We start from the raw sequence: 17746 nt of genomic DNA on the forward strand, positions 1-17746 counted from the left end.
TCTAGAGCCCGAGCACGTCGCGCATCGAATAAAGCCCCGGCGGTTTATCGGCGACCCAGAGGGCGGCGGCGAGGGCGCCATCGGCGAACACGGCGCGATCCATCGCGTGATGCGAGAGCGTGACGATTTCGCGCTCGGCGATGAAGCGCACGTCATGCTCGCCGACAATGCCGCCGCCGCGAATGACGGAGAAACCGATCTGACCTTCGGGGCGCTCGCCGGTGACGCCGTCGTACGGCGCCAGGCGCAAATCTTTCAGCGGCGTGTTGCGGCCTTTCGCGGCGGCTTCGCCGAGGAGGAGGGCGGTGCCGGATGGCGCGTCGACCTTGCGGCGATGATGCGCCTCGGTGATTTCGATGTCCCAACCTGGCCCGAGCTTCTGCGCGGCTTGTTCAACGAGGGCGGCGAGCAAATTCACGCCCAAGCTGAAATTGCCGGAGCGCACGATGGCGATGCGCTTGGCGTGCTCGGCGAGCTGCGCTTCCTCGGCGGCCGTAAAACCGGTGGTGCCGACGATGGCGGCGCGCGTCGATGTGTTCTTCAAAGCGGTCAGTGCGTCGAGCGTCGCGGCTGGCGTGGTGAAATCGATCCAGACTTGCGCATTCTCGGCGGCGTGGTCGGCGACCTCGGTCGTCATCATGAAGAGCGGCGAGATGCCAGCGAGCGCGCCGAGATCGGCGCCGAGGAATTGGCCCTCGCTGCGTTCAGTGCCGCCGGCGACAGTGAAGCGCGAGTCCGCGCAAGCGGCGCGGATCAAAGCGCGGCCCATGCGGCCAGCCGCGCCTGCGATAGCGATAGAAAGCGTCATGGCTCCCTCATGGACCGCGAAATCCGAACCGGCAAGGCCAAGACGTGCGCCATCCTTGCGGGCGCGGACGCCGGAAATTGAAGCTCTCCGTGGAGAGCCGGGACGCGGTGAAATCGCGTCAGAAGATGCGCCGCGTGCACGGCGCGAAAAACGCGGTTTCACCGCGTCCCGTGATCTGATTTGCGTCGGCTCCGCTGCGGGCGTTCTTTCACACCAGAAAGACGGATCGCCGACGGCGTGCGGGTCATTGAGTTCGCTATGATCCCGGTTCTTCCTCCCGCCGTTATCAGCGGGCCTCAACTCGCTTGCATTGCGCCGTCCAACTTTCACGCGAAGCGGCTTTGCCTGCATCGCGCGATCGCTTGGGAAACACTGTCTCCGCATATCCGGCGAACGCCCTGGTTCGGCGCGGACACCCGCCTTGAAGCTGACGGAAGGCGCAGAAGCACAACGCGCTTCACGCTCGATCACATCGCCCGCGCGCTGGCTGAACTGGGCGCCGCCTGCTCTCCGGCGCGAACGATGGGCGCAGTATCGCGCGGGTTGGGCGGGGGCGGATAGATTTTTGCGCGGCGCTTGATTTTGCTGGCGGGGCGGAGGCCTACGCGGCGATGGCGGAGGTTGAGGGCTTGCGGCTTGCGGCTATCGGCTGAGGGCAAGCGGCGGCTGGAAAAAACCAAGCATATGTCGCCGGAGCAACGGCGCGCCGAGGTGTTGCGCGCCTATACGGATAAGCCCATCCGCAAATGAACGAGTCCGGGTAAGCGCAAACCATCTGACGGCGGCGGCGAGAGCGTGCGTCAGCGCACCAGCGGGTCGCCGTTGTCGAAGAATTTTTTGACGGTGTCGAAGAAGCCTTGGGTTTGCGGGTGGGCTTCTTCGCCGCAATCCTTGGCGAATTCTTCGAGCAGCTTGCGTTGCTTGGCGCTCAGATTCACCGGCGTTTCCACCAGCAATTCGACATGCAGATCGCCGCGCTCTTTCGAGCGCAGATGCGTCATGCCTTTGCCTTTGATGCGGAAGCGGCGGCCGGTTTGGGCGCCGGCGGGAATGGTGATCTTGGTGCGCTCGCCTTCGATGGTGGGGATTTCCATCTCGCCGCCGAGGGCGGCTTTGCACATCGGCGCGGGCGCGCGGCAATAGAGATCGGCGCCGTCGCGCTCGAACAGCGAATGCGGCTTCACCGAGAGGAAGAGATAGAGATCGCCGGGCGGGCCGTTGCGTAGACCTGAATCGCCTTCGCCGGAGAGGCGGATGCGTGTGCCGTCTTCAACGCCGGCCGGGATTTTGACCGAGAGCGTGCGCTCCTTCTGCGTGAGGCCGCGGCCGCCGCAGGATTTGCACGGTGTTTTGATGGCTTGGCCGCGACCGTGGCAAGCAGGGCAGGTGCGCACGATGCGGAACATGCCTTGGCTGGCGCGCACTTGGCCGGCGCCGTTGCAGGTACGGCAGGTCTCGAGCGGGGCTTTGCCTTCGGAGCCTGTGCCGGCGCAGGGTTCGCAAGCTTGCGCGCGCGGCACGACGATTTCGCGCTCCATACCTTTGAAGGCTTGTTCGAGCGTGATCTCGACGTCGTAGCGCAGGTCCGCGCCGCGTTCGGGGCCGTTGCGGGGCCCACGTCCGCCGCCGCCGCGCGCGAACATGTCCTCGAAGCCGCCGCCGAAGATCTCGTTGAAGATGTCGGAGAAGTCGTTGAAGCCGGCGGCGCCCGGGCCGAAGCCTGGACCACCGCCGACATCGAAGGTTTTGCCGAAACGATCGTATTGGGCGCGCTTCTCAGGATCGGAGAGGACGGAATACGCCTCGCCGATTTCCTTGAACTTGTCCTCGGAGACCTTGCAGCCCGGATTTTGGTCCGGGTGCAATTTCATCGCGAGCTTGCGGAAGGCCGACTTGATCGTCGCCGCATCCGCGTCCCGCGCAACGCCGAGGATTTCGTAATAATCGCGAGTAGCGGCGGTCATACGATTTTACCTGCACGCACGATCATGTTCGGCCCCGACCCTTACGAGTTCTTCTTGCCGTCGACTTCTTCGAAGTCGGCGTCGACAACGCCGTCTTCGTTTTGCGCGCCGCCAGCGCCCGGGCCTTCGCCGCCGGGGCCCGCGCCGCCATAGAGCGCTTCACCGATCTTCATCGACGCTTGTACCAAAGCTTGCGTCTTGGCGGCGATGTCGCTGGTGTTGTCGCTTTCGAGCGAGGTCTTGAGTGCGGCGATTGCGTTCTCGATCGCGGTCTTGTCGCCGGCCGGGATCTTGTCGCCGTTTTCTTGCAGCTGCTTTTCGGTGGCGTGGACCAGGGCCTCGCCTTGGTTCTTGGCTTCCGCGAGTTCACGGCGCGACTTGTCTTCGCCCGCGTGCTCTTCGGCTTCCTTGACCATGCGCTGGATGTCGCTTTCGGACAGACCGCCCGACGGCTGGATGCGCATGCTTTGTTCTTTGTTGGTCGCCTTATCCTTGGCGCTGACCGAGACGATGCCGTTGGCGTCGATGTCGAACGTGACTTCGACTTGCGGCAGGCCGCGCGGAGCAGGGGGGATGCCGACCAGGTCGAACTGGCCGAGCGCGCGGTTGTCCGCCGCCATTTCGCGCTCGCCTTGGAAGACACGGATGGTCACGGCCTGCTGGTTATCTTCGGCGGTCGAGAAGATTTGGCTCTTCTTGGTCGGGATCGTGGTGTTGCGTTCGATCAGGCGCGTGAACACGCCGCCGAGCGTTTCGATGCCGAGCGAGAGCGGGGTGACGTCGAGCAGCACGACGTTCTTCACGTCGCCTTGCAACACGCCGGCTTGGATCGCGGCGCCCACGGCCACGACTTCATCCGGGTTGACGCCCTTGTGCGGTTCGCGACCGAAGAATTCCTTCACGATCTGCTGGATCTTCGGCATGCGCGTCATGCCGCCGACGAGCACGACTTCCTTGATGTCGTTGGCGGTGAGGCCAGCGTCTTTCAGCGCGGCCTTGCAGGGGCCGAGCGTGCGTTGCACGAGATCCTCGACCAAGCTCTCATACTTGGCGCGCGTGATCTTCATGTTGAGGTGGAGCGGATTGCGGTTCGAATCCATGCTGATGAACGGCACGGAGACATCGAACTCGGTGCGGCTCGACAGCTCTTTCTTCGCTTGCTCGGCCACTTCCTTGAGGCGTTGCAGCGCGAGCTTGTCTTGGCGCAGGTCGACGCCGTTCTGCTTTTTGAACTCGTCCGCGAGGTAATTCAGGATGCGAATGTCGAAGTCTTCACCGCCGAGGAAGGTGTCGCCGTTGGTGGAGCGAACTTCGAACACGCCGTCGCCGATCTCCAAGATCGAGACGTCGAACGTGCCGCCGCCGAGGTCGTACACGGCGATGGTTTTGGATTCGGTGGTCTTGTCCAAGCCGTAGGCGAGGGCGGCCGCCGTCGGCTCGTTAATGATGCGCAGCACTTCGAGACCGGCGATGCGGCCGGCGTCCTTGGTGGCTTGGCGTTGCGCGTCGTTGAAATAGGCGGGCACCGTGATGACGGCCTGCGTCACCGGCTCACCGAGATAATCCTCGGCCGTCTGCTTCATCTTCTGCAGCACGAAGGCGGAGATTTCGGACGGCGCGTATTGCTTGTCGCGGCCTTCGATCCAGGCGTCGCCGTTCGGGCCTTTGACGATCTTGTATGGGACGAGCTCCGCGTCCTTCTTGGAAATCGGGTCGTCGTAAGAGCGGCCGATCAGGCGCTTCACGGCGTAATAGGTGTGGGTCGGGTTGGTGATGGCTTGGCGCGCGGCCTGAATGCCGATCAGACGCTCGCCGCTCTCAGCAAACGCCACCACGGACGGGGTGGTGTTGGCGCCTTCGGCGTTCACGATCACCTTGGGCGTGGAACCTTCCATCACGGCCACGCACGAATTCGTCGTGCCCAAGTCGATCCCGATTACTTTACCCATCTCTCTTCCTCATTCCTTTCAGCAGCGTGGCTTCGTTTCACGGACCCAAATAGGCGTCCCCGAAGCGCGCGTCCTGTGTCTTCTCAGTTCCGATTGACCGACCCATCGCCCCCTCAAGCTTTAGGTCGTTCGTTTCCCGGTTCATGTGGTGTATCGCCCACATGGTGCAAGAGTTTCGGGAGCGACTATCCGCATTCGCCGCAGGGAAATAGGGCTAAGGCCGCCGCCGCTCGATCCTGCTCAAGGTTTGAGGGGAACAAAAAAGAAACCGAATAGCTAGATAGGGGCAGGAGCCCCGGTAAACAGCATGACCCGCCCCGCCTCCGACCTTGATGGTTTCCGCCTCTGGCCCGGCCTTTTGGATCGGGTCGAGCAGGAAGCGTTGCGCGACGCGGTGTTTCAGCGCCTTCGGGCAGGGCCGCTCTACATTCCGCGCATGCCGAAATCGGGTCTGCCGATGCGCGTACGGATGACCAATTTTGGGTCGCTCGGTTGGGTGACCGACAAAGAGCGGGGCTATCGCTACCAGGAAACGCATCCCGAAACAGGCAAGCCCTGGCCCGACATGCCGGAGAAGGTGCTGGAGCTTTGGGCGAAATATTCGGCGTACGACGCGCTGCCCGAAGCGTGCCTTGTGAACTATTACGAAGGCGACGCGCGCATGGGGCTACATGTCGATAGCGATGAACAGGCGTGGGACGCGCCGGTGCTGTCGATCTCGCTGGGTGACACGGCGCTGTTTCGCATCGGCGGCGCGCTGCGCTCCGATCCGACGCGCAGTGTGCGCCTAGCGTCAGGCGATGTGTGCTTGCTCGGCGGCGCTGCGCGACGTGCGTATCATGGCGTCGATCGCATCATGAACGGCACGTCGCGGCTCATCCCGAAAGGGGGGCGGATCAATTTGACGGTGCGGCGGGTGACGGTTCCGCAGCCGGCGTAGCAGCGGCGGCTTCGCGATCCCGCACAAAGTCAGGAACCCAACCTTCCGGCGGCCCGCCCGGGGAGGGCGCCAAGCGTCCCGCTTGGATTTCGTGCGCCTTCCACACCATCGCATTGTGCACGCGATTCCAGCCTGACGGGTGATCGTAGAAGAACCATTCCTCGACCGCGCTCGGCTCCATCTTGCGATATTCGGAGAGCAGCACCGCCGCTTCGGCGAAGCCATCTGGTTCGCGCGCCACGTTGAGCCCGAACATGTCGGCCTGTTGCTCGTGGAAGTACGTGATGTTGCGCTGAAGCGGCGTGGTGACGAGGCCGGTGAGCGCGATAATCAACAGGAAGAGCGGCAAGCCTGCGGGATCGGAAATATCGCGAATGCCCCAACGCTCGTTCTTCGCGAGGGCGCGGAATCCGTATTGCACGGTCGCGAACGTGATCACGATCAGTCCGATCATCATGGCCATGATCGAATAGAGGTGACCGAGCACATAATGGCCGATCTCGTGGCCCATCACGGCGCGCACGGCTTCCGGGCTGCCGCGTTCGATCAATGTATCGGCGAGCGAAATGCGCGTGGTGCCGAACATGCCTGAGACGTTGGCGCTGATCGAATTGGTTTGGCGCGAGCGGTCATAGACATAGACGTTGTCGGCGGGCACGCCGTTGGCCTGCGCCATTGCGATGATGCTGTCGCGCAGCTCGCCTTGCTCCATTTCCGTGTAGGTGTTGAAGAGCGGCGAAATGAACACCGGGGCCACCATCACCATGAGTGCTGCGAAAACGATCGAAACAACAGAGCCCCAAATCCACCACGTGTTTCGCGCGGCGCGAATGATGATGTAGAGAATGGCGAGAAAGATCGAGCCGATCAGCAGGCCGATGCCGGCGCCGATCATCTGCTCGCCGAACCATTCGCCGAAGGTCTGCGTCGAGAGCCCGTATTCGTGCTCGCGCACGAAGCCCACGTAATAGGTGAAAGGGAAGCTCACGATCGTCGAGATCAGATTGACCACGAACGCGACGCCAAGGGCCACGAGCGGAAACCATTTCACGGTTTTCTCGAGCCACTCGCGCACGCCGCGCGCCCAGCCGAGTACAAGCAATCCGCCCGCGATCAGGATCGAGAGCGCTGTGCCGGCGAAGTCGATAAGATAGCCGCCCTCGAAATATGAGTTCGAGCGCGCGGTGGCCTCCGGGCCGAGCGTATTGAGCCAGGCGTGGGTCGCGAGCTCGGGATCGAAGGGCAGGGGAGTTGCCGCCCAGGCCGATCCCGCAAGTGCGAATGCCGCCGCGAACGCAGCAAATCCAAGTGCGCGCATTGATGTCCCCCAAATTCCTCTGGCCGCGAGCCTGAACCCGAACCATGTATCTCCGCAAGGGGATGCGCGACGGGCGCGACCGAGGGAGAGATTTATGCGTCTAGACACGCCGGAAGGTAATTTGCCGCCGACGCGCCGTTCGATGGCGGCGTCCTTGTTCTTTGCGGGTTACGCGACGGCCGCGGTGTCGTCGTGCGCCTCGCCTGTGACGACGCCGAGTGACGAGTTGATCGTCGAAGATGTGCATATCACTGGCGCGGGCGGTTACAGCTTGCCGGCTTATGTGGCGCGCCCGGCCGGGCGCGGGCGCCACCCGTGCGTGATCGTCGTGAATGAGATTTTCGGCATCCACGATTACATCAAGGATGTTTGCCGTCGTTTCGCGCGCGAAGGATACGTCGCGATCGCGCCGGACTATTTCGATCGCGCCGGCGATCCCGCGCCGATGACGGACTTCCAACAAATCCTCGCCATCGTCGGCACGGCCAATCACGAGCAGGTCATGGCCGACACGGAAGGCGCGATCAATTGGCTCAAGGCGCAGAGCTTCGCGCGCAATGCGATCGGCATCACCGGCTTTTGCTGGGGCGGCACCGTCGTGTGGATGGCGTCCGCGCGCTTCCCTGACATCAAAGCGGGCGTGGCTTGGTATGGCCGCGTCGTGAAGCCGGCGGCGGGGCGTTGGGGCGCGGATGAAGACCGCCCGTGGCCGTATGATATTGGCGGCACGCTGCACACGCCGGTGCTTGGTCTCTATGCGGAGAACGACAACGGCATTCCGTTGGAAAGCGTTGAGCAGATGCGCGCTTCGTTGCAAGCGGCGGACAATCCGTCGAGCTCGCAGATCATCGTCTATCCCGGCGTGCAGCATGGCTTTCACGCTGATTATCGCGAGAGCTACAATGCGGAAGCGGCGGCGGATGGGTGGGCGCGTTGCCTTGCGTGGTTCCGCGCGAATGGCGTCGGCTAGACGTCCGTCAATTGCCAAAAACGCATTTGCGTGTTAGATAAGAGAAATCGCGCCGCATCCCCGGCGCGATTTTTTCGACCTCTGTATCGCTCCATCCAATGCTGACGCCCGCGCCTGTCGCGCGCGCCGTTGCGATCGCGCGGACTCTGGCCGTTTCTGTATTGTCATCACTCGCAATGGGCCGTTCGGCCTAGGAGACTGCGCATGCGTTATCGCAAACTCGGCCGCACAGGCCTCGCCGTATCTGAAATTTGCCTCGGCACCATGACGTTTGGCGGCGACGGCTTTTGGAAGGTCATCGGCGCGTTGGAGCAGGAAACCTGCACGAAGCTGACGAAAGCGGCGTTCGATCGGGGCGTCACCTTCATCGACACGGCGGACATCTATTCCAACGGCTTGTCCGAAACCGTGTTGGGCGAGGCGATCAAGGATTTGCCGCGCGACGAATTGGTGATCGCAACAAAAGTGTTCGGCCGGATGGGCGCGTATGGCGGCGCGGATACGCCCGAGGCGCAACGGCGCGCGAAAAACGCCAATCTCTGGGGCTTGGGCCGCAAGCACATCTTCGAAGCGATCGATGCGAGCTTGGAGCGACTGCAACTCGATTATATCGATCTCTACCAGGTGCATGCCTTCGATCCGGCGACGCCGATCGAGGAAACATTGGAAGCGCTAGATGAAGTCGTGGCCTCGGGGAGGGCGCGTTATATCGGGCTCTGCAATTTCGCGGCGTGGCAGATCGCCAAGGCGCTGGGCGTTTCAGAGCGCAACGGCCTGGCGCGATTTGAATCGCTGCAAATGTATTATTCGATCGCAGGCCGAGACCTGGAGCGCGAAGTCGTACCGCTCGCGCAAAGCGAAGAGCTGGCAATCTTGCCTTGGAGCCCGCTCGCGGGCGGCTTCCTCTCCGGCAAATTCACGCGCGACAATGCCGGCCCGAACGATGCGCGCCGCACGGCGTTCGATTTCCCGCCGGTCGACAAGGACAAGGCCTACGACATTATCGATGTGATGAAGCAGCTCGGCGACGCGCGCGGCGTGTCGGTCGCGCAAATCGCGCTCGCGTGGCTCTTGCACCAAACACACGTCACAAGCGTGATCATCGGCGCCAAGAACGAAGAGCAACTCGCCGACAATCTGGCTGCAACGCGGGTTGAGCTGTCGAGCGATGACCTCGCGCGGCTGGATGAGGTGTCGAAGCTGAAGCCGGAATATCCGGGCTGGATGCTGGAACGTCAGGGCGCGGAACGTCTGGCCGGCCTGAGCTAAGGCGCAGAGAAAAGCGGCGGCGCTCTTGCCAGCGCCGCCGCCATCGCGTGCGTCCCCCGGACCCCAGGTCCTGTTAACGCGCGATCTGAATTTGATACCCGCCGGTCGAGCCGCCAAGGCCGCTCGCCTGAAGGATGTATGAGCCGCCCGTCAGCGGCGTGAACCGCAAGCGCGCATCCATACCAGAACCGGCGTCATCGTCCGACGCAACGCGCTCGCCATTGGCGTCGAGCACCGTGAGGAACGCATCGCCGAGCGGGCTGTCGCCATGGCCGCGCACGTCGATCGTGTAACGCACGCCTGCTTCGAGTTCGACATGGTAGGAATCGACATCCCCAGGGATTTCGATGCGATTGATGCGATCGTCGCCAGCGCCGTCCAAATATTCGTCAGAATTGACGCCGCCCGGCACTTCGGTGTCGATCGCGCGGATGAAATAGCGACCTTGGACGCCCGCGTAACCAGACACGGCGAGGTAGTAGCGACCGCCTGTGACTGACGTGAAGCTGAGATACGAGTTCAAGCCAGCGCCGCCGTCGTCATCCTGCGCGAGTTGTTGGCCGTTCTCATCGAGCAGTGTGAGGAGGGGATCGGCAAGCGGGCCCGGCTCGTAGCCATCGACATAGAAGCGGTAGGGGCGGCCTTCGACGAGGTCGACGGCGAACCAATCCACATCGCCCTCGCTGCCGATGAGGCTAACGCGACCCTCGCTGTTGGCGGCGAGATATTCCGCCATCTCCGCGTTGTCGCCGACTTCGCCCGCGTTCAGGCTGATGACATAGCGACCGGCGGCGTCTTCACCGAAGCCGCGCGCTTCAACGAACACCGGGCCGGCGCTCGTGGCGGTGTATTCCAGCCAAGCATTGAGGCCGTCGCCGCTATCGTCGTCGCGTGTGAGCTCAGCACCATCCGCGCCGTAGAGGATGAGGTACGGATCGGGGAGGGGGTCGGCGCTCTCGGCCGAGGTCAGGCCGATGCGTACGCTTTGGCCTTCCGCCAGTTCAAGACGATACCAATCCTTGTCGCCGGCGGGCGCCAGCACGCCTTCGCGATAATCGCCTTCGGCGCTGAGCGAGACGTCTGTCGTGGCGTCGGCCGGGATTTCACCTTCGCTGGCGATCAGCGTGTACGCGCCAACCGCATCGTCCATAAAGCCGCGCGCTTCGACGAAATAATTGCCGGTCGTTGGCGCCATGAATTCAAGATACGAATTCAGATTGCCGCCGCCGTCATCGTCCATCGCGAGCTCGACGCCGTCTGGGCCAATGAGCTTGATCAGCGGATCGCCGAGCGCGTTGTCGCCTTCGCCGCTGTTCAAGCGGAAGCGGTACGATTGACCCTCGGTGAGGCGTATCCTGTACCAATCGCTGTCGCCGGCAAAGTCGAGCGACGCGTTCAAAGGTTGGCCCAAGCTCAAGCGGCCGCGCGTGTTGCGATTGGCGCTGGTGCCGTCGGTCGGCGCGCGTTCTGAATCGACGCGCAGTGTGTAGCCGCCCTGATAGGCGTCGGCGTAGGCGCTGGCGACGACATAGACCGTGCCGTTGGCTTGCGGCGTGTATTCGAGCAGCGAATTCAGACTGCCTTCGCTGTCGTCGCTCGCGTTCAGTTCTGTGCCTTCGCTGTCGACCAAGCGGAGGTAGGGGTCGCCGAGCGGCGTTTCGGCGCCGGCATTGGTATTGAGCGCGATGCGGTAGCGTTGGCCGGTGCGCACGTTGAGGCGATACCAATCGGAATCGCCTTCATATTCGATCGTGCCGTTGATATCGCGGCCGGTTGCGGCGGTGGCGCGCGTGTTCGCGTCGTTTCCAGCATCGTCCGGCGGGATCGCGGCGGCGCTAATGGTGAAGCGATAAGCGCCCGTCGAGGCTTCGTTGAACGCGCGCGCTTCGACAAACACGTCGCCCGCTGCGCTCGCATTGTACGCGACCTGCGAATTCAGCGAGCCGTTGCTGTCGTCATTGTAGGCGACCTGTTCGCCGGCCTCGTTGTAGATCGTGAGCACCGGATCGATAGCGTCGACTTCCGACTCGGAATTCGCGTCGAGCGCGATCGTGTAGCGCTGGCCTTCTTCGACGCGCAGACGATACCAGTCTGTATCGCCAGCAGGGGAGATCGCGCCGTCCGTGGTGCCGACACTGATGCGCGCTTGCGTGCTCGCGTCGCCCGGCTGGTCAACGTCTTGCGCGGCTGCAGGCATGGCAAGCAGGAGCGCGGCGGTGGCCGCGCCGAATAAAAGTTTTCCGCGCATGTCTGAACTCCCCTTAAATTGGACGCCGTATGGTTAACAATCGGCAATGAGGGGAGTAAAGGCGAATCTAGTCGGAACCGCGACTAATCCCGAGCAACCTCGCATGGCGGCGCGTGCGCGCCGCATAGCTCAGACCTTAATGTCGATGGTTCCGCTGGGCGCCTGCGCCCCCGCGGCGGGGCCTGTCGAGACCAGCACCATGGCGGCGCGCAACGTGCGATCGCCCAGCACGAAGCCCGATTGCATCACTTCGGCGACGACGCCCGATGGATATTCGGACGGCGCTTGCGCCACGGCTTGGTGCAGGTTCGGGTTGAAGGTCTCGCCCTTTTCGCCAACGCGCTTCAGGCCATGCTTGGCGAAGACGTCAAGCAAAGAGCGCTCGGTGAGCTCAACGCCGGTGATGAGATTGCGCACGCTATCGTCGGCGTCGTCACGCGGGGCCGCGAGCAGGGCGCGCGAGAGCGTGTCGGCGATCGGCAGCAGGTCGCCGGCGAAGCGATCGATGGCGTAAGCGCGCGCGTCCGCGACCTGGCGCTCGGCGCGGCGGCGGGTGTTTTCCGCTTCGGCCAACGCGCGGAGCATGTCATCGCGCGCTTTGTTCAGCTCGGCCTGCAACGTCTCGATGTCCGGCGTTTGCGTTTCGGCGGCTTCGGATTGCGGTTGCTCTGCGTTGCTTTCGTCCGTCATTCCATTCCTCGTTCAGCGATCCGACCCGCGGGCGTCGAGCAATCTGCCGACGACGCGAGCCGTGTAGTCCACCACGGGGATCACCCGGGCATAATTCAGTCGGGTGGGGCCGATGACGCCCAGGGCGCCCACGACCTTCCGTTCGGCGTTCATATAGGGGGCGACGATCAAACTCGATCCCGATAATGAAAACAGGGAGTTTTCCGAGCCGATAAAGACACGCACCGCCTCGCCAGCCTTGGCGAGGTCGAGCACTTGGATCAGTTCGCGAGTTTTTTCCAGGTCGTCGAACAGCCGCCGCGCGCGCTCCAGGTCGGCCACGGCTTGCTGGTCTTGAAGCAGATTGCCGCGCCCACGCACGATTAGCGAACGGCCGAGCGTTGGATCTTCGCCGGACCATTCGACCAGACCTTTCTCCACGAGCTTGGCCGCGGCTTGGTCCAAAGCGGCGCGGTCGCGCGCCAAAGCTTCTGCCGCCTCGACGCGCGCTTCGCTCAGAGTTTTGCCTTTGAAGCGGGCATTCAGATAATTCGCGGCTTCGACCAATGCCCCGGAGGGGAGGTCGGGCGGCGTGTTGATGATGCGGTTCTCGACCTGATTGTCTTCAAACACGAGCACCAACAGCGCTTGGCCGGGGCCGATGCCGACGATCTCGGCGTGGCGCACCGGCGCGTCGCGCTCTGGGGTCACGACGAGGCCCGCGCCGCCGGCAAGACCGGAGAGCAATTCGGAGGCGGCGCCCAACACGTCCTGCGGGTTCGCGCCGGCCTGGCCGATGCGCCCGTCGATCTCGCGCTTCTCATCCGGCGGCAGGTCGCCGAGTTGTAGGAGACTATCGACGAAGAAACGCAGGCCCGCTTGGGTGGGGCGACGGCCAGCCATCGCGTGTGGCGCATCGAGCAGGCCGAGACCGGCAAGGTCGGCCATCGTGTTGCGGATCGAGGCTGCGGAAAGGCCGACGTTGCCGAGCTTGGAGAGCGTGCGCGAGCCGACGGGTTCGCCGGTCGTCAGATAGGACTCGACGATCTCTCGGAAAATCTCCCGCGCTCGGGCGTCGAGCGAGGTGAGGTCGGGGGCGGGGGGTTGCGCCATCGCGCCTCTAGGTAGCGAACAAGCGCGATCGCGCAAGCGGGCAAGGGCGGGACTTGAAATCGCCGTGTTCCGCCGGGAGGAACGCCGCCCATGCGTTTGGGATTTTTCGGCTTTATCGCTGCTCTTTGTTTTGCCGCACCGGTCATGGCGCAGACCGTCGTCACTTTGGACGCTCGGAATGGGCCGCCTGTGGTGGAGGCGCAGATCAACCGCCGCGACGTCAGGCTGGAGGTCGATACCCGCGTGCCGGACATGCTGGCGGTATCGACGCCGGGCGCGGAGCGGATCGGGTTGCGGCGGCTGCCGTTTGCGGCGCTCGGCGTGAGCATCGAAGGCGGCAACACTATCCGGGGTCGCATCGCGCGGCCGCGCATCACCTTCGGCGATCGCGCGTCGCGGGCGTTCGCGGGAATATTTCCAGCGCCGGCGAGCCACGTCGCCGAAGGTCTGATTGGGCCGGGCGCGATGCCGTACGATGTGATCACCATCACGCTTGGCGCGGAGCCGGCGCAGGTGCGCGAAATCCGGTTTGCGCTGGAGGACGCGGATGTGTGGCGCGCGAGCGCGCAAGTGGGCGGCGAGACGTTATTGGTGATGTTCGACGTGACCAATCCGGCGAGCGTTTTCAATCGTTCGGCGGCGCGCCTGTTCGATCGCGCGGGCGCGATCCCGGCGGCTGGCGAGTTGGCGGAGACGCCGATGGTGTTGGGCTTGAGCACGATGATGCAGCCGGTGACAACGGAGCTGACGGTCGAAGGACTGACGCTCGCGCCGGCGTTTGCGCGCACCAATGCGCCCCTGCTGGGTGCGCTCGAAGAAGACGCCATCGTCGCGGCAGGGGAGACGGACGCGCCGCCGCCGTCGCTCGTGGTGGGCCGTGCGGCGTTGGAGCGCGCGGGTTGCGCGTCGATCAGCGTTGATCGACGCACGCGCCAGCTCACCTTGCGCTGCGCCGCTTAGGCCTTCTTCTTCGCTTTGGGTGGCGTGATCGGGTCCATCGCGCGGCGCATGTATTCGTCGAATTTCGGCACGGTGAAACCGATCAGGCCGCGCTCGGGCGAATAGGCCATGCCCTTCTTGATGAGTTCGTCGCGGATGGGCGCGGCTTGGCTAAGGCTCAAGCCCATGAAGTTGGCGATTTCTGATGAATGCACAGGATCGGCGCCAAACTCCGCCATCGCGCGCGCATACGTCTTTTGCCGATCGGTGAGACGCGCGAGGCGGACTTTGAAAATGCCTTCGTCGAGGGCCGCGACCGCGGTTTCGCTCGCGCGCTTGGCGTCAGCCAGAGTGATCGGCGATTTTGCCGCCACCTCCCAACAATGCGCACCCCAAACTTGCAGGAAGAACGGATAGCCGCCGGTTTGCTTGACGACGAAGTCGAGCGCATCGGCCGCATACTTCACGCCTTCGCGTTCGGCAGGGGCGGTGAGAGCGAGGCGCGCGCCCTTGTCGTCAAGCGGGCCGATGGGCGGATAATCGAACAGGCGCTCGGCATAAGATTTTGCATCGCCCGCAAGCTTGGCGAGTTGCGGCAGGCCGCCGCCGAACAGCAGCAGCGGCAATTGGCGTTGCGAGATTTTGTGCAGCGCCATGATGAGGGCGCCCAAATCGCTCTTCTGCAGATATTGGATTTCATCGATCAGCAGGATGATCGCGGTCTCGCGCTTCTTTGCGGCTTCGGCGATGGCGACGAAGAGATCAGTGAGATCAATGGTGAGGTCGCCCGTGGCTTGGCCGGCGGTGAAACTGAAATCGACGTCGCCGACGCTCGCCTTGAACATCGAAGCGAAAGCTTTGAGCGAGCCGAACGCCTTCTGCAGGTCGGCGCCAGCTTTTTTGATGCGGTCGAGGCGGAAGAGGATTTGCTGAAGTTGCGGCGCAAGCTGCTGCGCCAACGGCATGGTCGGCTCGATTTCGAGCAAGGCGGTTTGGCAGCCTTGCTCTTCGGCGATGGCTTCGAAGGCGTTGAGCAGCACAGTTTTGCCAACGCCGCGTAGCCCCAACATGATGGCGCTCTTGGCGGGCCGGCCGGCCTTGGCGCGCACGATGGCGACACGCGCCATCTCGATCAGCGCATCGCGGCCGGCGAGGTCCGGGGGAGGGACCCCGGCGCCGGGATTATAGGGATTGTGGGTGGCTTTCATATGATTGTTTGGTCGAGTTAGGCGGGAGTGGCCTAACAATCCTATAGAGTGCTATTGGGTTAAGGAGTTAGGCCGAGTCGGCCAAACTTGTCCAAAATGGCCTATGGACTCGCCTGGACTCGCCGCGGTCGCTGGGGGTCGACTTGGGGGCGCTTTTCGGCCAATGGCGGGCCTTCGTTTTCATAGCGCTCTATAGGAAAGTTAGGTCGATGCGGCCTAACTGGCCCAAACAATCCGATAGAGGCCTATTCTGGAGAAAGTTCCCATGCGCCCATCCGGCCGCGCCAGCGACCAATTGCGAGACATCAGCCTGGAAACGGCGGTGTCCCGCTACGCCGAGGGCTCCTGCTTGGCCAAGTTCGGGCAGACGCACGTGCTCTGCACCGCGAGCGTCGAGCAAGGCGTCCCCGGCTGGCTGAAGGGCCAGGGCCGCGGCTGGGTGACGGGCGAATACGGCATGCTACCGCGCGCGACGCACACACGCGGTCGCCGCGAAGCAGCGCAAGGCAAGCAGAGCGGGCGCACGCAAGAGATCCAACGTCTGATCGGGCGCTCGCTGCGTTCGGCGGTCGATCTCAAAGCGTTGGGCGACCGCACCATCACGCTCGATTGCGACGTGATCCAAGCCGATGGCGGTACGCGCACCGCGGCGATCACCGGAGCTTGGGTCGCGCTCGCGCGCGCGTGCAAATATTTGGTCGATGAAAAGGTGATCAAAGAGAACCCGATCACTGGTCAGGTCGCGGCAATTTCGTGCGGCGTGTTCGAGGCAGCGGCTGTGCTCGACATCGATTACGCGGAAGATTCCAACGCCGAGGTCGATTGTAATTTCGTCATGGCCGGCGACGGCCGTTTGATCGAGGTGCAAGCGACCGGCGAAAAGCGCCCGTTCACCGATGACGAGTTCGCGGAACTGATCCGCTTGGCGAAACTTGGTTGCGGCAAGTTGTTTGAATTGCAGCGTCAGGCGATCGCGTGAGTTTGCAGGCGCTGATCGATGCGGGCCCGATTGCGCGGATCACGCGTGTCGGGCACGCGCCGTTCGAGGGCGACGATCCGATCGAGATTTTCTTCGCCAATGGCGTGGTGTTTCACATTGATATCGGATTTGAGGGTGCGACCGACATTGTCATCCGCGAAGCCGCGTTGCTCGATCACGCCTACGGCCATTTGCGCAGCGAAGAGCCCGATACATACAAAGCGATCGCGCGCGATTGGACGCACGAGGACATCGATCTGCCGTGGTTGATCGGCGCGTCGCTCAAACATCCGCGCCGGCTGACGATGACCAATCCGTATCGCGTGGACGTGGGCTATGTGTTCGACGCGGGCGGTCAAGATTTCGCGCTGTTCGGTGAGGCCGATTACATCACGGCCGCAGCACTCGACGATCCCGAGCTTGATGGCTATCGGCTCGAGGTCGGTGCGCTGATTGCTTAATCCGCGTCTGCTTCTTCAAGTATGTCGGTGTCACTCGGCTCAAAGCTCAGCAATTCGCCTGGTTGGCATTCGAGCACGCGGCAAAGCGCGTTGAGCGTCGAGAAGCGGATCGCCTTGGCTTTTCCGGTCTTCAGGATCGAGAGGTTCGCGAGCGTCACGCCAACCTTCTCGCTGAGATCGGTCAGCGACATGCGGCGTTCTAGCAGGATGCGGTCGAGGGTGACGCGGATCGCCATCAGATCGTCAGCTCCTGTTCTTCCTTAAGGCGCGCGCCCTCGCGGAAGACTTCGGCCAAGACGACCAGAACAAGGATCGAGAGCCAGCTCGAGAAATCGAAGGAGATGCTGATCTCGCCGTGCACGTCTGGCGCAAAGGTCGTGATCAAAACGCCGGTCAGCGCCATCAGTGCATAACGTGAAAGTTCGATGACGAGCATCGTGATCCAGATTACGCGGAGATGGTTGGCGTTCTCGCGGCGGAAGGGTTCGCCGGACGAGAAGCTGTCGAACAATTGTTTGAGCCGCCAGACGATCACCAGCGAACCCGCGATCGCGACCGCGCCGATCAGCAGAGCAGGGACGACGACAGGCCAGCGTCCGCCGCCGGGTTGATCGTAGGTGAGATGGAAGTCGCCCGAGCCGCCGCCCACGCGCGCCGCGCCCGAGCCGCCCTCAAGCAAAGCGGGGTCAATCGAGCCGTTCGAGATCAAAAAGAGGATCACGCCATAGGCGATGGCGCCCACCAGCAGCAGGCCCGCCATCACCCAAAGGACGATCCAAGCGATCTGCAATCCCACCTGAACGATGGAGGCGATCGAGCCTTTGCCGAGGGCTTTCATAGATGGTCTGATCCTGCCGAACGCCGGAGCTTAGCCGGACTTTATTGATAAACGATATAGACGCTGGGCGGTC

Annotated in this window: 16 protein-coding genes; 6 read left to right on the plus strand and 10 right to left on the minus strand. The window is 63.2% G+C overall.

Annotation, left to right across the window (positions count from 1 at the left end):
* Nucleotide 1 precedes the first annotated feature (1 nt).
* The 3 genes from dapB to dnaK all read right to left on the minus strand — a co-directional run bounded on the left by dapB (nt 2) and on the right by dnaK (nt 4721).
* A complete protein-coding gene (gene dapB, locus EPJ54_RS12040) occupies nt 2–808 on the minus strand; it encodes a 4-hydroxy-tetrahydrodipicolinate reductase (RefSeq protein ID WP_135211952.1) in 807 nt (268 codons plus the stop codon).
* An 800-nt stretch (nt 809–1608) separates the two neighbouring features.
* The gene (gene dnaJ, locus EPJ54_RS12045) at nt 1609–2772 is read right to left on the minus strand and encodes a molecular chaperone DnaJ (protein WP_135211953.1); all 1164 of its coding nucleotides are present in this window, start codon (nt 2770–2772) and stop codon (nt 1609–1611) included.
* Nucleotides 2773–2813: 41 nt separating this feature from the next.
* A complete protein-coding gene (gene dnaK / locus EPJ54_RS12050; RefSeq protein WP_135211954.1) occupies nt 2814–4721 on the minus strand; it encodes a molecular chaperone DnaK in 1908 nt (635 codons plus the stop codon).
* 307 nt (nt 4722–5028) lie between these two features.
* Between dnaK and EPJ54_RS12055 the strand changes: the two genes are divergently transcribed.
* Nucleotides 5029–5661, plus strand: coding sequence for an alpha-ketoglutarate-dependent dioxygenase AlkB (locus tag EPJ54_RS12055; protein ID WP_135211955.1), 633 nt, complete (start codon nt 5029–5031; stop codon nt 5659–5661).
* Here EPJ54_RS12055 and EPJ54_RS12060 read toward each other — a convergent pair.
* Nucleotides 5618–6979 (minus strand): M48 family metallopeptidase, encoded by a 1362-nt coding sequence (locus EPJ54_RS12060; protein WP_135211956.1) that lies wholly within the window; start codon nt 6977–6979, stop codon nt 5618–5620. The two genes, EPJ54_RS12055 and EPJ54_RS12060, sit on opposite strands and share 44 nt — an antisense overlap.
* 94 nt (nt 6980–7073) lie before the next feature.
* Between EPJ54_RS12060 and EPJ54_RS12065 the strand changes: the two genes are divergently transcribed.
* Complete coding sequence (locus EPJ54_RS12065; RefSeq protein WP_135211957.1) at nt 7074–7949, plus strand: dienelactone hydrolase family protein; 876 nt, start codon at nt 7074–7076, stop codon at nt 7947–7949.
* A gap of 204 nt (nt 7950–8153) precedes the next feature.
* On the plus strand, nt 8154–9218 hold the full coding sequence (locus EPJ54_RS12070) for an aldo/keto reductase (RefSeq protein ID WP_135211958.1): 1065 nt from the start codon (nt 8154–8156) through the stop codon (nt 9216–9218).
* 73 nt (nt 9219–9291) lie between these two features.
* Here the strand turns inward: EPJ54_RS12070 and EPJ54_RS12075 are convergent, their stop codons facing one another.
* The 3 genes from EPJ54_RS12075 to hrcA form a co-directional block, all read right to left on the minus strand.
* Nucleotides 9292–11466, minus strand: coding sequence for a PPC domain-containing protein (locus EPJ54_RS12075; RefSeq protein ID WP_135211959.1), 2175 nt, complete (start codon nt 11464–11466; stop codon nt 9292–9294).
* Nucleotides 11467–11595: 129 nt separating this feature from the next.
* Nucleotides 11596–12156 carry a nucleotide exchange factor GrpE gene (gene grpE / locus EPJ54_RS12080; protein WP_135211960.1) on the minus strand — a complete coding sequence of 187 codons (561 nt, stop codon included), beginning with the start codon at nt 12154–12156 and terminating at the stop codon, nt 11596–11598.
* Between the two features lie 12 nt (nt 12157–12168).
* Nucleotides 12169–13248, minus strand: a complete 1080-nt coding sequence (gene hrcA / locus EPJ54_RS12085; RefSeq protein ID WP_135211961.1) for a heat-inducible transcriptional repressor HrcA — start codon at nt 13246–13248, stop codon at nt 12169–12171.
* Nucleotides 13249–13338: 90 nt separating this feature from the next.
* On the opposite strand from hrcA, the gene EPJ54_RS12090 reads away from it, so the two are divergent.
* Nucleotides 13339–14208 carry a hypothetical protein gene (locus EPJ54_RS12090; protein ID WP_135211962.1) on the plus strand — a complete coding sequence of 290 codons (870 nt, stop codon included), beginning with the start codon at nt 13339–13341 and terminating at the stop codon, nt 14206–14208.
* On the opposite strand, the gene EPJ54_RS12095 is transcribed toward EPJ54_RS12090, so the two are convergent.
* Nucleotides 14205–15395 carry an ATP-binding protein gene (locus tag EPJ54_RS12095; RefSeq protein WP_135211963.1) on the minus strand — a complete coding sequence of 397 codons (1191 nt, stop codon included), beginning with the start codon at nt 15393–15395 and terminating at the stop codon, nt 14205–14207. The two genes, EPJ54_RS12090 and EPJ54_RS12095, sit on opposite strands and share 4 nt — an antisense overlap.
* Nucleotides 15396–15660: 265 nt before the next feature.
* Between EPJ54_RS12095 and rph the strand changes: the two genes are divergently transcribed.
* Complete coding sequence (gene rph, locus EPJ54_RS12100) at nt 15661–16374, plus strand: ribonuclease PH (RefSeq protein ID WP_135211964.1); 714 nt, start codon at nt 15661–15663, stop codon at nt 16372–16374.
* Entirely contained in the window at nt 16371–16835 is a 465-nt protein-coding gene (locus EPJ54_RS12105) for a hypothetical protein (protein WP_135211965.1), read from the plus strand. Before rph ends, EPJ54_RS12105 begins: the two co-directional genes overlap by 4 nt.
* On the opposite strand, the gene EPJ54_RS12110 is transcribed toward EPJ54_RS12105, so the two are convergent.
* Together EPJ54_RS12110 and EPJ54_RS12115 are read right to left on the minus strand one after the other, a co-directional pair.
* A complete protein-coding gene (locus EPJ54_RS12110) occupies nt 16832–17071 on the minus strand; it encodes a helix-turn-helix domain-containing protein (protein ID WP_135211966.1) in 240 nt (79 codons plus the stop codon). The two genes, EPJ54_RS12105 and EPJ54_RS12110, sit on opposite strands and share 4 nt — an antisense overlap.
* Entirely contained in the window at nt 17071–17673 is a 603-nt protein-coding gene (locus EPJ54_RS12115) for a DUF2975 domain-containing protein (RefSeq protein WP_135211967.1), read from the minus strand. Before EPJ54_RS12115 ends, EPJ54_RS12110 begins: the two co-directional genes overlap by 1 nt.
* Nucleotides 17674–17746: the final 73 nt, after the last annotated feature.

It is taken from the genome of Vitreimonas flagellata (genome assembly GCF_004634425.1).
In the GTDB taxonomy this organism is placed as follows: Bacteria; Pseudomonadota; Alphaproteobacteria; order Caulobacterales; family Aquidulcibacteraceae; genus Vitreimonas; species Vitreimonas flagellata.

Excerpts from the sequence above, each read along its gene's own strand:
- EPJ54_RS12075 (WP_135211959.1), bottom strand. The coding sequence starts at position 11,466 with ATGCGCGGAAAACTTTTATTCGGCGCGGCCACCGCCGCGCTCCTGCTT.
- EPJ54_RS12090 (WP_135211962.1), top strand. The coding sequence starts at position 13,339 with ATGCGTTTGGGATTTTTCGGCTTTATCGCTGCTCTTTGTTTTGCCGCA.
- dnaJ (WP_135211953.1), bottom strand. The coding sequence starts at position 2,772 with ATGACCGCCGCTACTCGCGATTATTACGAAATCCTCGGCGTTGCGCGG.
- grpE (WP_135211960.1), bottom strand. The coding sequence starts at position 12,156 with ATGACGGACGAAAGCAACGCAGAGCAACCGCAATCCGAAGCCGCCGAA.
- EPJ54_RS12095 (WP_135211963.1), bottom strand. The coding sequence starts at position 15,395 with ATGAAAGCCACCCACAATCCCTATAATCCCGGCGCCGGGGTCCCTCCC.
- EPJ54_RS12115 (WP_135211967.1), bottom strand. The coding sequence starts at position 17,673 with ATGAAAGCCCTCGGCAAAGGCTCGATCGCCTCCATCGTTCAGGTGGGA.
- EPJ54_RS12055 (WP_135211955.1), top strand. The coding sequence starts at position 5,029 with ATGACCCGCCCCGCCTCCGACCTTGATGGTTTCCGCCTCTGGCCCGGC.
- dapB (WP_135211952.1), bottom strand. The coding sequence starts at position 808 with ATGACGCTTTCTATCGCTATCGCAGGCGCGGCTGGCCGCATGGGCCGC.
- rph (WP_135211964.1), top strand. The coding sequence starts at position 15,661 with ATGCGCCCATCCGGCCGCGCCAGCGACCAATTGCGAGACATCAGCCTG.
- dnaK (WP_135211954.1), bottom strand. The coding sequence starts at position 4,721 with ATGGGTAAAGTAATCGGGATCGACTTGGGCACGACGAATTCGTGCGTG.
- EPJ54_RS12070 (WP_135211958.1), top strand. The coding sequence starts at position 8,154 with ATGCGTTATCGCAAACTCGGCCGCACAGGCCTCGCCGTATCTGAAATT.
- EPJ54_RS12060 (WP_135211956.1), bottom strand. The coding sequence starts at position 6,979 with ATGCGCGCACTTGGATTTGCTGCGTTCGCGGCGGCATTCGCACTTGCG.
- hrcA (WP_135211961.1), bottom strand. The coding sequence starts at position 13,248 with ATGGCGCAACCCCCCGCCCCCGACCTCACCTCGCTCGACGCCCGAGCG.
- EPJ54_RS12110 (WP_135211966.1), bottom strand. The coding sequence starts at position 17,071 with ATGGCGATCCGCGTCACCCTCGACCGCATCCTGCTAGAACGCCGCATG.
- EPJ54_RS12065 (WP_135211957.1), top strand. The coding sequence starts at position 7,074 with ATGCGTCTAGACACGCCGGAAGGTAATTTGCCGCCGACGCGCCGTTCG.